Genomic DNA, 13,170 nt, shown 5'->3' with positions numbered 1-13,170 from the left:
CCTCACAGATCCGGAACGAACTGAGCCATCCATCCACCGTCAGGAAGCTTTTCAATCCTCATGTCGTGGTATGTTATGGCTTTGACCTCCTCTTTGGGATTGTGCTTTTCTAAGTCCAAAGGCTCGCCACAGGCCTTAGCCTTGAGCTTGTAACCTTCTTCAGTCTTCTCGATGCTCACTTTGACGTCCCCGAAAACCAGTCCCTCCATGTCGTGGAGAACCAAAAGCTCCTCAAGGAAGCTGTAGAGGAGTGCCTCAAGGTCTTCCTCTTCGACCTCAACTTCCCTGCACTCCTTAGGCTCAACCTTCCCCACGTCCACCATAACGTCGAAGAGGCCGAGGGCAACGGCCTCAAAGGCCTTCTCCAGCGTTGAACCGTAACCGCGAACGCCTATATCTGCGGTATGCTCGTAGTGTTCCCATTTTCTCATTTTATTCACCCCCAAGGAGATTAGAGTTCAATCCCTCGTTTAGGGCCGCATTGTGGAGTCTCCTGTCAGCTGTGTAAAATTCTGAAGCATTAACGCGCTTTGCTGAGACTATCTGGAGGGCGTCTGCCTGGTAGATGTGGTACTTCTCAATTAGCTTCCATGCATCAGCCAAAAGAAGAGAATGAACGGGTACTATCTCAAGGACTCCCAGCCGGGTAAAGCGCTTCACTTCCGCGAGAAAGGCAGTTTTGATGAACCGATAATCCTCGGGATTGAGGGTGCCGCGCCTAAGTCTCTTGTCAAAGATGCCGAGAGCCTCTCCAATGTTCCAGAAGCTGAAGGCAAGCTTTACCTCTCCTCTGTAAGCTGATTTGAATATTTCCTCCACGATCTCGCTGTACTCGTCATTTAGATACCTCTTCAGGATGGCACTACTGTCCAAGTAGACGCTTCTCCCTCTCATCCCGCATCTCCCTCACGAGCTTTCCGCTGTCCTCCTTGGGAACGTCCAGAGGCTCGAACCACAGTGGGATTTTTGAGTCATCAACGTCCTTAAGAACCTCATTTATGAGGTAGTTCATAAGAGATTCCTCGAGAAGCTTGCTTACCTCCCTGTTCTCTCTTTGGGCAAGCTCTTTAAACTCCTTCCACAGCTCCTCATCGATGTATACGCTCGTTTTGACCTTACCCATGCTCTCACCTGTCGGTATTTACCTACATCGGTATATATAAACCCATCGAAACCGTTAATTAGACCGCCGTCGAAATGGTGTGGGTGGTGGCATGAGGGAGATAACGCCGAGAAGGATAATCGAGATGAAGGGGCGGGAAAAGATAGCGATGGTGACGGCTTACGATTACCCCTCTGGTCTTCTCGCTGACAAAGCCGGGATGGACATAGTCTTCGTTGGAGACTCCCTGGGAATGGTCGTCTACGGCGAGCCCAACACCCTCAACGTGAGCATGGAGCAGATGGTATTTCACACGCGGGCTGTGGCGAGGGCCGTTAAGAGGGCGCTTGTTCTGGCGGACATGCCCTTCGGGAGCTATGAGATCAGCGTTGAGGAGGGCGTTAAGAACGCGGTCAGACTTATCCAGGCGGGGGCGGATGCGGTAAAGATAGAGGGCGGCTACGACCACAGGAAGCTCGTTAGGAAGCTCGTCCGCATGGGTATTCCCGTTATGGGACACACCGGCCTAACCCCGCAGCGCTACCTTCGCCTCGGCGGTTATAGGCTCATGGGCGAGACAGAGGATGAAATTGAGGAAATCCTGCGCGATGCCAAGGCCCTTGAGAAGGCGGGTGCCTTCGCTGTTGTCCTCGAGTTCACGCTGGCGGATGTGGCAAAGCTCGTCACGGAGGAGGTTTCGATCCCGACAATCGGCATAGGCTCCGGTCCGTGGGTTGACGGTCAGGTTCTCGTCTGGCACGACCTTCTCGGAATCTACGAGGAAGTCCCGCCCTTCGTTAGGAAATACACCGATTTAGCGAGCATAATCCGGCTTGCCCTCGAGAGCTACCGTGAGGAGGTAAAGGAGGAGAAGTTCCCTGCTAAAGAGCACTACTGGGAGTTCCTTGACAAGGACGACTTTGAGAGGAAGAAGAGGAATGCCCTTGAAAGGCTAGAGGACGAGTGATGCTCTGCGGTGCGGGGGTGGGGGGAGAACAGATGAATTCTGGGGACGACATACGATCCCACTAGGAGACGCTTTGGATTAGGGGTTTCTTTGTTCCTTTTGTCAGAGCATATCTCAAGTTCTGAGCTCGCTTTTTGCCCTCACTGCTCCGGGGGTTCTTCCAGTCCTTATCTTTTCGGCACCGCCTCTGGAAAGGGCAAGGGTCCAGAGGATCACCGAGGCAAAGAAAGCAAAGCTGAGGGGGTTGGAAGGTTCGGCTTTATCACGACGGGCTCTAGGCCGTAGAGGAGCATCCCGCCCAGGTCTAGGAGGGTTCCCGCGGCTTCAGCGTCTATGCTGAGAGGTCCCCCTGGGGGATAAAAATCTCGCAGTAGAACATGAAAAAGCTTTTTAACCATGTCCCTGAGCTAAGGAATGCCATGATGCTGATAACGACATCCCACCGACCCACCAGGAGGACGAGGAGCTTCGGGCACGACCTAGAGAAGGTCTTCCCCAATTCACTCTACTTAACCAGGGGCAAGAAGACCATCCACGACCTCCTCATGGAGGCCTACGACAGGAACTACGAGAGGCTTTTGATAGTCAATGTGTGGAAGGGAAACCCCCTAAAGATGACGTTCATAAAGGTCGACCCCGAGGACTGGGGCTACCTGGGCTACCTCTACCTCCACGGTATAAAGCTCCAGAGGGAGATGGGGTTCAGGGAGGTGCGCCCCATCAGGGAGGAGATGCCCTTCGTTGTCACCACCGCAAAGCGTGTTGGGCTTGATCACGTCGCCTTCGCCCAGGCCTTCGCCGAGCTCACCGGCGGGACCTTCGTTCCGAGGAGGGAGCGCTCCCTCACTGGGATAGCAGACAGGTACGGCACCGACGTTCTGGGTGTTATAGAGAGGCACCCGCGCGGCATGGCCGTTAACTTCTACCGCTTCGACGTCAGCAAGGAGAACCCCGTCGGCCCCTTGATAAGCGTCAAGATATGGATAATGGAGGACGGAAGGAGATGGGACTACAAGGAGAGTCTAGGAATAAAGCCCCAGAGGAGAACTGGCCGATCGAGGGAGTGATCGAACTCTCTTTTCCAAGCGAGGATATAGCTAGGATTGTTTACGAAAGCGTCCTGTACGAGCATGAGAGCGTCCCGTACAGGCGGAGCAGGATTGAGTTCCTTCTCGATGGAAAAAAGGTGGTGATCCGCTTCCTCGCCAAAGACAACTCCGCCCTCAGGGGAACGCTGAACTCCTACCTCCGCTGGATAAAAGTCGCCATCGATTCCCTTGAGATCTGAGGCTCGGAAGCCACCGAAACTATTTAAAGCCTCCCCCTTATTCTAACCCGAGATCACGATTACGGAGGTGTTGGTTATGCAGAACATTCCGCCGCAGGTCCAGGCCATGCTCGGGCAGTTTGAGGGTTATCAGCAGCAGCTCCAGCTCGTCGTCCAGCAGAAGGGGAAGGTGCAGGCAGAGCTCACTGAGGCGAAGAAGGCCCTTGAGGAGATCGAGAAGCTCCCGGACGACGCGGTGATATACAAGACCGTTGGAACCCTCATAGTGAAGACAGAGAAGGAGAAGGCCGTTCAGGAGCTCAAGGAGAAGGTGGAGACCCTTGAGGTTCGCCTCAACGCCCTTGAGAGGCAGGAGAAGAAGCTCAACGAGAAGCTCAAGGAGCTCACCGCTCAGATACAGAGCGCTCTCCGGCAGCCTGTTGCGGGCTGATCCCTTTTCTTACCCTTGGGGGAGGATCGGAAGTGGGGGAGGGCAAGCGTGTTATTCACATCGGCCTTCCGGAGCTGAGCGAGGATCAGCTTGTTGAAATCGGAGAGCTGGCCCAGGAAGTCGTGATAAAGCACGTCTTTGACGCGTTGAACAAGAGCGAAGTGAAGGACATCGAAGTGACCGCGAGGATAAACAGGGGAGAGACCCTCGACCTTGAGATCGAGGTCTACCTTGAGGTTCCCGTCTTTGTTAGGGTGGACGTGGATGCCCTAATAGATGAGGCCGTTGAGAAAGCCTACGCGGCCGTTGAGAAGCGGCTGAGGGAGATTGCAGGAAAGGATTAAATCATCGTGGAAAATAAATTACATTGGTGACTATGATGGACTATCATGGTGTAGCGGAAAAGTTTGCAGAGGACGTCAAGAAATCCTTCGGAAACCTTGTCAGGGACATAATACTCTTCGGCTCTGTGGCCAGAGGGGATTATGGAAGCGACAGCGATATCGACGTTCTTGTTGTTGTTGATGCTGATCCTTGGGAGATTCAAAAGAGGATCTCCGATCTGGTTGTGGGATACCTTCTGAAATATGGTGTTTACGTTTCGGCCAAAGTCGTGAGTCTTTCGGAGTTTGAGCTCATGAAGGACATCAACACCGCTTTCTACACCAACATCCGCAGGGAGGGAGTTTCACTTGGTCAGTGAAGAGGTGGCCATTCTCATGGAACATGCCCATGAATCCCTCAATGCGGCGGAGTTGCTCCTTGAAAACGGCCTCTACCGAGACTCAATGAGCAGGGCTTATTACGCCATGTTTTACGCTGCCAGTGCGCTCCTCAGGGCCAAAGGTATCGTCACGAAGAGTCACCGGGGAGTCATAGCAAAATTTGGCCTTGAATTCGTGAAGAGTGGCATGGTTGAGACATACTATGCCAAAGCCCTCGCCCTGGCCGAGAGTCTAAGAGAGCGGGCAGACTACGACTCAACCTTCAGGCCCACCTTTGAAGAAGCGGAGGAGATAGCGGAAGAGGCCAGAAGGTTCGTGGAGAGGATAGAAAAAGCCTTGGAGGAGTTGAAATGAGGGGCAAGATAAAGCTCAGGCGCTTCCTTGAAACCGCCGGAGACAAATCTTTCCTCCTGCTCTGCCATCACAACGCCGATCCGGATTCCCTCGGCTCTGCCGTAGCCTTTGCCCGCTTTCTGAATGCTAGAGGAGTTGAAAAGGTTAGGATTGGGGTTGCTCAAAGCGTTTCTTCCTACGCCAAGAGGCTTCTCACGCTTTCTCCGGTTCCCGTTGAGAAGAACCCCTCCGTCGATGAGGACGTCGTGATCATATTCGACACCTCCTCGTTGGAGCAGCTTGAACCGATCGAGATCCCTGAGGATAAGTTTACGGTCCTTATAGATCACCACATCGAGAAGGAGAACCCAATAAAAGCGGATATCTCTGTCGTGGACTCGACCCGTACTTCCACGGCTGAAATCGTGTGGGATCTCTTTAAGTACCTCGGATTTGCTGATGAGGCCTCCATTAAGGCCCTTCTCGCGGGGATAGTGACTGATACGGCCAATTTCAGGTTCGCGAACTCAATGACGTTTAAGGCGGTAGGTGAGATGCTTGATGCCTTCCCGATTCAGATGGGGGAGATCTTCCAGCTCGTTGCCCCCGTGAGCGATGAGAACCTGGACAACGCCAAGAGGATGGCCGTGCTGAAGGCCTGTCAGAGATTGGAGATCAGGAAGTTCAAGGGGCACATAATCGCAGTTTCGAAGGTTTCCGCGTACGAGTCCTACGCCTGCAAGATCTTCCTCCAGCTCGGGGCGGACGTCTCGATAGTCGGGAGCGAGAAGAAGGGGGTCAGGATCTCGGCGAGGGCAAAGGAGAGCCTGGTTAAAAAGGGCCTGCACCTCGGGAAGATTATGGAGAAAGTTGGAGACGTCATTGAGGGCTCCGGCGGTGGACACGCTGGAGCCGCCGGCGCCAACGGGAAGAAGAACCTCGATGAAGCCATCAAGCTGATAGTGAGGGAGATTGAGAAGTTCCTTTCCAAAAACGGTTGAGGTGGTTGGAATGGCCAAGTGCCCGCTCTGCGGAAGCTCACTGGACTGGGCAGAACTGATAAACCAGATGATCGAGAAGGGCCTCAACGAGGAAACCCTTAAAGACAGGGAGAAGTTCCTTGCCAGCTTCAGGGGCTTCGTCTTCAAGTGTCCCCACTGCGGGGAGGAGTTCTACGGGAGGAATCTGCCCGAGAAAGAGGCGGAGAAGGTGTTTGAGCTCCTCAACGAGTTCAAGGGCTCGATCGACTGGGAGAAGGGGAAGGTCAGGCTGAGGCTCAACAGTCTGCTCGCGCTGGATACGATGCTTGAGAAGTGGGACGAGAAGATGAGAGGTTGAAGTTTACTGATGGTTTTACTCGGGATCCACAAAACTTTTTAAAGCCTCCCACTTACCGATGCCTGCAGGCGCTATCATGCCTCATGGCTCGGGGGTGTCCGAGGCCGGGGCGAGTAGGAGCCCACCGGGCCGCTCTCGGAGGTGAGAGAATGAAGTACCCGAAGAAGATAAGGACTTACTGCCCCTACTGTAAGAAGCACACGATCCACAAGGTCGAGAAGGTCAAGAAGAGGCCGAGGAGCGAGCTCAGCCAGGGCCAGAGGAGATTCAGAAGGATTATGAAGGGCTACCGCGGTTTCCCGAGGCCGAACCCGGCCGGAAGGGAGAAGCCGGTCAAGAAGCTCGACCTGCGCTTCAGGTGTACCGTCTGCGGCAAGGCCCACACCAGGGGACAGGGCTTCCGTGTGAAGAAGTTTGAGCTGGTGGAGGTGTGAAGAGATGGCCCTTCCGAAGAACCTCATCCCGATGCCGAGGAGCAGGTTCCTCCGCGTTAAGTGCATCGACTGCGGCAACGAGCAGATAGTCTTCAGCAATCCTTCAACCAAGGTCCGCTGCCTCGTCTGCGGTGCCACCCTTGTCGAGCCGACTGGCGGAAAGGGCATAATCAAGGCCAAGATCCTCGAGGTTCTTGAGTGAACCTCTTTCTCTTCTCCCCTGATTTTTCATGTTGGAGTCCCACAGGCTTTGCAGGAATCGGTTCTTTGGTATAAACAGCCTTCAATTACCTTATCACCATTTACATAATTCCACAATTCTACAAAAGTTCAAAAACTTAATTACGGAAATGTGGCCCGCCCGTAACCCCCGCCGTCACTGCAGCCAGCGGCAGAACTCGGGCGGGTTAACCCAGGCGGGCCAGAATTGTGCCCGGTCTGGGTTTCCCACGGTCATCGTGCTCCGTAACGCGGAAGGCCCTCCCGTGGGGACCTCGCTGAGACCGGGCTGTTGCCCCCACATCGCCCCCCGGTTCATTCTCCCCGGGGTCCTCGCGCAGGGGCATTGAAAGTTAGGATGAACGGTATAAAAGGTTGTGGTGTTCAAGCGAGGAGCCTCTCAAGCTGGGCCATGAGCCTCTCCCCGACGCTCTCGGGATCCACTACCAGTATCAGCGTTCCACCGCTGAGGACTACAAAGTCCCTGACCTGGGAGATGAACTTGAGAAAGCCTTCCTCGTGGTTGTATATTATGAGGTACTCGAGACAGTCTACTACCACAATTCCCCTGAGCCCTTTTTCCTTCATCTCACTGACGTAGCGGTATATCATCTCCCCTATCTTTGCCAGATCAGTGGGACGTATGCTCTCGCTCCCTTTATCCCCGAACGGGGCGTTTGTGACGAAGTAGACCTTCCACTGCTTTGATATCCTTGAGGTGTCCCTCAAAAACGCCAGAACCGGGAAGTTCAAAAGCTTCGTCTGTATGTTGCGGTATTCCTCAGGGGTTACTATCAAAACGCCGGGTTCAAGGTTGACCTTTCCTATCTTTCCCTCTGGAACGCCTTTGATAAAGGTTTCCGAGTGCACCATCTTAAGGATTGCCGCCACCATCGTGATTATAAGGACTGCGGAGAGGGAGAACCCTATGGGCTCATACCACGCGCTCTTGCCGAAGAGGGCGGCTGGAACGAGATGGAAGCCGAAGAGAATAACACCGATATAAAAATATCTGGCCGCGCTGTGATAGATTTCCACGAGACCCCTCAGGAGAATCCCAGCCATGGTTACGAACATCCCGGTTATCCCCAGCGACGCCGCGGCAGTGGCCGTCCACTCTGGATCCCCGGTGTATGCGTATACCCCAAGGAGGTACAGCATGAAAATAAGGGGTGCGGGTGAAGTGGAGAGGAGCGCTTTCCTGTTTATAGCTATCCCCTCTTCTTGGAGCATGTAGATTGCGCCTGCGAAGAGGAGTGCGGAAAAGGCTGGGAACGACAGTATGCCGAAGGCCTGAAGAGTCCCTTCGGAAGAGGATAGCGCGATCGCTAGGAAATCAAAGAACCACGCCAGAGAAAACATCAGCGCCGATCTCCGCCGGTGTCTGAGGTAGGCCCTTAGAACTATGCCGAAGGCAAACAGGTCTGCGGCCATAACGGCTATAGCTTCTGAAACCACAAGAGCATTGGGGGCAACCATAATTTTCGCCTCGCCTGTTTGGGAGTTATAGCACAGTTGGTTAAAAAGCTTTGTGAGTTTGATGAGTTGCCCTTTGAGAGGAGCCTCAGATGAAAAGTTCGTTGGGTTATCCTCTCTTCAGCTTCATGTGGTCAGTTTACTAAGAGAGCCGCCAGAACGGCAAGAACTCCAAAGTCAACTTTGTTCCCACAAGGAAGTACTTTTGCATTGTCAACGGCATATGTAAGTGAGTTGACATGGGAGGCTTTTATTCAGTCATGCATGATGTCTGTGGATATTTGGATATATTGCGATGTGAAACTCCCTGGGTTTGACTTATGGCTTCAAACCAAGTCTTAAAATTTCTGAGTGCATACATTAAAACGGTGGGGAACTTGAAGTACGAGAACGTCTTCTACGGCTTCTCGATGGAGCTTCCCGAGCCCTGGGAGGTGAAAGTGGAGGGGCGGAGCATTAGAGTGACTGACAGGCTGGCTTCACTGGTTCTCTACTTTATGAGAAACGACGAAGAATTTGAACTCCTGAGAGAAAGGATCATCGACAGTCTCGGCGATGGGAATCGTGTTGAGAAGTTCGAGGGCAAATCAACGGAGTTCTTTGCCCATAACATGCTCGGCGTGGACTTCGTGACGGTGTTGAGGCGCTCCGGGAACGTTGGGATCCTCATGACGGCTCCTGCGGAAAGGCTTGAGGAGTACCTCGACGCATTTGGGTCGGTTGTTGAGAGCCTCAGTCCCGTCGAGGACAGAATGCCCTTTGAGAGGAGAACCCTCCACTACCGCGGCATGCTGGCACTTACCATCCTCGTCCCGGAGGGGAGCCAGGTCAGGGAGATTCCCTTCGAGATTGGGGGCGTTCCGGAGATGCTCTACGAGGTCAGGTGGGATGAGGGATATGCTGGAAGGGCCGAGGTGGCCTATTCCAACACCCAGGGCTTCCTCGTTGGGAGCATCTCGGGGCCGATTCCTCCTCTCTCAAGCCTTTCCTGCAGGGAGTTCATAGAAAAGATAAGTCCCTACCTCAACGGTTCCCTGCAGGAGTTCTCGAGCTTCACCTACGATGAGAACGTGATGAGGCTGATGCTGATGAGCCTCGGCATGCCCGCTCAAGGCTTTAACGGCGAGGGCTTCGAGGCCGTGGTGGATGGTCTCTACCTCTGGGGAGACTATTACGGGCTGTTCAACAGCGTTGGTTTCTTCTCAGTGGTCAGTGCTGGTGCTTCCTTCCACTACGGGACTGACAGGGCGATCGTCCAGAGCATCGCCTCCTCGGTCAAACCTCTTCCACAGTTTGAGACCTACAGGATGAACGCCTACATCGTCCACATGCAGGCGATGAACATGGAGATGAACAGGATATTCCAGAAGGAGCTGGCCAGCATGAGGAGGCACAACGCCGAGATTTCGGCCATCGTGCACTCCACGTTCGACGAGATCAACAGGGGAATAATGGAGAACTTCTACGCGGATCTGAACCAGAGCTACCACGAGACCATAGAGATAAGCGACGTCCTCTCCGGCTACCGCCACGTTTATGACAGCGACGGGACAGTATACCGGGTCGAGAATGATGGAGATGAGTACTTCATCAACGAACTCGGCGACACAATATTGGCTATAGACAGGGAGGCTCTTCTCGAAATAGAGGACGACCTCAAGTTCTGGGGCTGGAGGAGATTGAAAAAGGACGATGAAGGGCTCTGGTAAGCCTAATCTGAACTTTCTTTTCTCTTGAAGTTCTAGACTATTTGTAGTCCACCATGACCCTGTGGACGAGTATCTCTGTCTTTTCGAGCAATTCAACGGGAATATCCAGTCTCTCCTCAAGGCGAAGTTTAAACTGCTCCGCCAGCGAGGAAAACTCATTGCCGAGCTTTCCACCAATGAACTTGGCAAAATCCTCCGAGTACTTGTAGGCCCCGGTCAAGTTGCCAGTCTTGACGCTCATAAGGAGGAGGTTGCTGAGATAGTAAATGATCAGCCTCTTATCACCCATCGTCCTACTCTTCCTCAACTCCCGCCGGAACTCTATGCCAAGATAACCAGCCAAATCCATCTGAAGCTCTCCCACGTCCTCGTACCGCTCCTCCTTGTGCTTAGCAAGCATTCTCAGGATTACTGGCTCTACCTCTTTCGCTTCTGGATTAACCTCTGAGGGAGGGACCGGATCTTCCATCATAATCATGGACATCAATTCGAAGGGGTCCTCACTGTCGAAGGGAAGCCTACCCGTTACCAGCTCGTAGAATATAATCCCCAGCTGCCAGATGTCAGTCCTCTGATCGGTGGGGCCAAAGCGTGACTTGCTGAACTGTTCTGGGGCGGCGTAGAGGGCTGTAAAGCTTGTGGTCGTGGTGGAGCGGGACTCTCCGATTACCTTGCTCAATCCCCAGTCCGAAACCTTTGGAATTCCCCCCTTGAGGAGGATGTTTGAAGGCTTAAGGTCGCGGTGGATTATACCTTTGGAGTGCGCGTACTCCAGACCTTCGGCGATGTTGAAGATTAAGAGCGCGGCGTCGCGCGGGGGGAGCGGTTTGGGAAGCTGTGCGAGTGAGCCTTCGCAGTATTCCATCTCAAAGAATGGAACCGGGAGGATGTTGTAGTCGTAAACCCTGACGATGTTCGGGTGCTTCAGTTTAGTCCAGTTCTCAATCTCCCTCAGGAAGGACTTGCCAGTTGCCGCGTCGAGGCTGAGGGGGATTTTGAGCGCAACTATCTCGCCGTCCCTCTTCCTCCTTGCTTTGTAAACCTTGGCGAAGCCTCCTTTGCCAAGCTCTTCGAGGGGCTCGTAGAACTGGAGGAGTTCAGCCGGGAAGGATGTAACGCTTACATAGGAAGAGACAGAAGAGGGAGTTACTGGGGTGGCCGGTGTTATGGACGTTGCTGAGTTTTGTGGAATTGCTGATTTTTGATGAGTTGGTTGGGGTGTTATTTTTGTAGTTGTGGTTTCACTGTTTTTGGCGATGTCCATTAGCTCCATTAGCTCACGTGAGGCGTTTTTGAGTTCTTGGATTTCGTTGGGTGTGAGGGGTTCCCGGTAAAGAACCTGGTTTCCTTTCTTCGGCCGGAGGATGATACTCCCCAGCTTCAGGTTAACGTTCCATTTATAAACTTGGCCGAAGGGTTGTTTTAACAGCGCGGAGAATCCGTTGAACTTCAAGTTTGACGGTGCAAAGTTGATGTCCAGTTCGGTTATCTCACCGTATTTATTAACAAGACGTTCGATAAGCTCTCTGAAGGTGTCATTGTTTATTAACTTAAGAACGGCCTGCCCAATTTTTTCTTTGAACTCCATATCGTATAGTGTCCGATCTTTAAGTGTTTTTCCTCCTGGTCCAGTTAGTTTTATCGGGTAATTTAGGCCCTCCACGTAAACATACGGAATACTTCTGAGCTCCACAGATACCTTGGGGAATGAAGCAACGTGGACTGTTTTGTTAAGTTTAATGTTTTTGGCCTTAGACGTAGATGGTTCTATAGCATCTTCTTGGAGGGGATGATAGTACTGAGTTTCTGGCTTTATTTGGAGGGTTTTTATCCGGGCGTGTGAACCTTTGACTGTAGGAGTGGCTTTTTCAATGCGCCACTTCTTCTTTTTCCGTATTAGCCCGACTTCGACTTGGTACTTTCGGATGCCACTGAGAACCTCGCAGTTTGTGTCTCTTACCTCTGCGTTGGTGTCCGTTACCTGTGCATGGGAATCTCCGCAGAAGTCACAATCAGGAAGGTTTCCATCTGGAGGGAGACGAAGAACCCAGACACCGCCGAAGCTGCCAGTCCATCCGGCTACGATAATGTTCCCGTTTGGGGTGATAGCAACCGCGTGAGCATCATCCTCATCGCTTCCTCCGCAAGTCTTCTGCCACTTAACGTTCCCATTCTCATCAAGCCTCAAAATCCAAGCGTTCTCCTTGTCGGTGCCGAAGCTCCAAGTTCCTCCAGCTACGATAATGTCACCGTTGGATGCTATGGCGACTGCGTTGGCCTCGTCGTCCTTTGTTCCTCCGTAAGTTTTCTGCCACTTAACGTTCCCATTCTCATCAAGCCTCAAAACCCAAACATCTTTACCGCCAGCGCCGAAGCTCTCGGTGTGGCCTGCTACTATGATACCCCCGTCATCAGTGATGGCAACCGCGGAGGCACTATCATAATCGCTTCCCCCGTAAGTTTTTTGCCATTTAACGTTCCCCTTGCTGTCAAGCCTCAGAACCCAAACATCTACCTTACTAGCGCTAAAGCTTGAAGTTCCTCCAGCTACAATAATGTCCCCATTGTTAGCAATGGCAACTGAGTGAGCCCCATCATAATCGCTTCCTCCGTAAGTCTTCTGCCACTTAACGTTCCCATTCTCATCAAGCCTCAAAACCCAAAAATCTCCCCCATGAGCGAATTTCTTTAGTAGATCATGTCCATTCTTACTCAAGTCAACACTACTTGCGCCGAAGCTGTAAGTATAACCTGCCACAATAATGTCCCCGTTTGGAGCAATGCCAACCGCCAGAGCCCCATCCCAGCTCTTTCCTCCGTATGTTTTCTGCCATTTCACATTTCCGTTTTTATCGAGCTTCAGAACCCATGCATTCCAGATACCAACACCAAAGCTTTTAGTGTATCCAGCGACAATAATGTCTCCGTTTGGGGCTATCTTCACGTCGTTGAAGCTGTCCTGCTTGCTTCCACCATAAATCTTGAACCACTTAACGTCCCCTCCCTTGTTAAGTCGGGCAACAAAAGCATTCTCATCTTTAGTTTGTCCGACTATGATAATATCTCCGTTCTTATCCACAGCCACCCCATGCGCTTCTCCTTCACCATACGTCTTCGCCCAGTAGCTCATCGCCCGCGCCCCCGATTAA

Annotated in this window: 17 protein-coding genes; 12 read left to right on the top strand and 5 right to left on the bottom strand. The window is 52.6% G+C overall.

From position 1 onward, the window contains the following. Positions 1–2: 2 nt before the first annotated feature. The 3 genes from A3L09_RS07315 to A3L09_RS07305 are packed head-to-tail and all read right to left on the bottom strand — an operon-like array spanning position 3 to position 1,123. Complete coding sequence (locus A3L09_RS07315) at positions 3–431, bottom strand: archease (protein WP_088858325.1); 429 nt, start codon at positions 429–431, stop codon at positions 3–5. A 1-nt stretch (position 432) separates the two neighbouring features. Next, positions 433–894, bottom strand: coding sequence for a type II toxin-antitoxin system VapC family toxin (locus A3L09_RS07310; protein ID WP_088858324.1), 462 nt, complete (start codon positions 892–894; stop codon positions 433–435). Beyond that, positions 863–1,123: a ribbon-helix-helix protein, CopG family gene (locus A3L09_RS07305; protein WP_088858323.1), complete on the bottom strand. Its 261-nt coding sequence runs from the start codon at positions 1,121–1,123 to the stop codon at positions 863–865. Before A3L09_RS07305 ends, A3L09_RS07310 begins: the two co-directional genes overlap by 32 nt. A gap of 91 nt (positions 1,124–1,214) precedes the next feature. Between A3L09_RS07305 and panB the strand changes: the two genes are divergently transcribed. From panB to A3L09_RS07250, 11 genes are all read left to right on the top strand, one after another. Further along, positions 1,215–2,069, top strand: coding sequence for a 3-methyl-2-oxobutanoate hydroxymethyltransferase (panB, locus tag A3L09_RS07300; RefSeq protein WP_088858322.1), 855 nt, complete (start codon positions 1,215–1,217; stop codon positions 2,067–2,069). Between the two features lie 419 nt (positions 2,070–2,488). Continuing rightward, entirely contained in the window at positions 2,489–3,136 is a 648-nt protein-coding gene (locus A3L09_RS07295) for a ribosomal biogenesis protein (protein WP_088859025.1), read from the top strand. Continuing rightward, complete coding sequence (pcc1, locus tag A3L09_RS07290) at positions 3,073–3,357, top strand: KEOPS complex subunit Pcc1 (RefSeq protein WP_088858321.1); 285 nt, start codon at positions 3,073–3,075, stop codon at positions 3,355–3,357. The genes A3L09_RS07295 and pcc1 overlap by 64 nt, the downstream gene beginning before the upstream one ends. 76 nt (positions 3,358–3,433) lie before the next feature. Further along, complete coding sequence (locus A3L09_RS07285; protein WP_088858320.1) at positions 3,434–3,787, top strand: prefoldin subunit beta; 354 nt, start codon at positions 3,434–3,436, stop codon at positions 3,785–3,787. A 32-nt stretch (positions 3,788–3,819) separates the two neighbouring features. Continuing rightward, complete coding sequence (locus A3L09_RS07280; protein ID WP_088858319.1) at positions 3,820–4,131, top strand: DUF3194 domain-containing protein; 312 nt, start codon at positions 3,820–3,822, stop codon at positions 4,129–4,131. A gap of 32 nt (positions 4,132–4,163) precedes the next feature. Beyond that, positions 4,164–4,490: a nucleotidyltransferase domain-containing protein gene (locus tag A3L09_RS07275; RefSeq protein ID WP_232473617.1), complete on the top strand. Its 327-nt coding sequence runs from the start codon at positions 4,164–4,166 to the stop codon at positions 4,488–4,490. Positions 4,491–4,494: 4 nt separating this feature from the next. Continuing rightward, positions 4,495–4,866, top strand: a complete 372-nt coding sequence (locus A3L09_RS07270) for a HEPN domain-containing protein (protein ID WP_232473500.1) — start codon at positions 4,495–4,497, stop codon at positions 4,864–4,866. Then, complete coding sequence (locus A3L09_RS07265) at positions 4,863–5,846, top strand: DHH family phosphoesterase (RefSeq protein ID WP_088858317.1); 984 nt, start codon at positions 4,863–4,865, stop codon at positions 5,844–5,846. Before A3L09_RS07270 ends, A3L09_RS07265 begins: the two co-directional genes overlap by 4 nt. 10 nt (positions 5,847–5,856) lie before the next feature. Beyond that, positions 5,857–6,183: a hypothetical protein gene (locus tag A3L09_RS07260; protein ID WP_088858316.1), complete on the top strand. Its 327-nt coding sequence runs from the start codon at positions 5,857–5,859 to the stop codon at positions 6,181–6,183. 149 nt (positions 6,184–6,332) lie between these two features. Then, the gene (locus A3L09_RS07255; RefSeq protein WP_088858315.1) at positions 6,333–6,617 is read left to right on the top strand and encodes a 50S ribosomal protein L44e; all 285 of its coding nucleotides are present in this window, start codon (positions 6,333–6,335) and stop codon (positions 6,615–6,617) included. A gap of 4 nt (positions 6,618–6,621) precedes the next feature. Further along, positions 6,622–6,819 (top strand): 30S ribosomal protein S27e, encoded by a 198-nt coding sequence (locus A3L09_RS07250; RefSeq protein ID WP_088858314.1) that lies wholly within the window; start codon positions 6,622–6,624, stop codon positions 6,817–6,819. A gap of 401 nt (positions 6,820–7,220) precedes the next feature. On the opposite strand, the gene A3L09_RS07245 is transcribed toward A3L09_RS07250, so the two are convergent. After that, a complete protein-coding gene (locus tag A3L09_RS07245) occupies positions 7,221–8,315 on the bottom strand; it encodes a DUF835 domain-containing protein (protein WP_088858313.1) in 1,095 nt (364 codons plus the stop codon). Positions 8,316–8,680: 365 nt separating this feature from the next. On the opposite strand from A3L09_RS07245, the gene A3L09_RS07240 reads away from it, so the two are divergent. Beyond that, complete coding sequence (locus A3L09_RS07240) at positions 8,681–10,021, top strand: hypothetical protein (protein ID WP_157727217.1); 1,341 nt, start codon at positions 8,681–8,683, stop codon at positions 10,019–10,021. 37 nt (positions 10,022–10,058) lie between these two features. Here A3L09_RS07240 and A3L09_RS11030 read toward each other — a convergent pair whose 3' ends face one another. Beyond that, positions 10,059–13,151: a protein kinase domain-containing protein gene (locus A3L09_RS11030; protein WP_232473499.1), complete on the bottom strand. Its 3,093-nt coding sequence runs from the start codon at positions 13,149–13,151 to the stop codon at positions 10,059–10,061. Positions 13,152–13,170 lie beyond the last annotated feature (19 nt).

The organism is Thermococcus profundus, from assembly GCF_002214585.1.
In the GTDB taxonomy this organism is placed as follows: Archaea; Methanobacteriota_B; Thermococci; order Thermococcales; family Thermococcaceae; genus Thermococcus; species Thermococcus profundus.
Note: the sequence above shows the minus strand (reverse complement) of the source record. Positions and strands in the feature narration are given on the sequence as shown.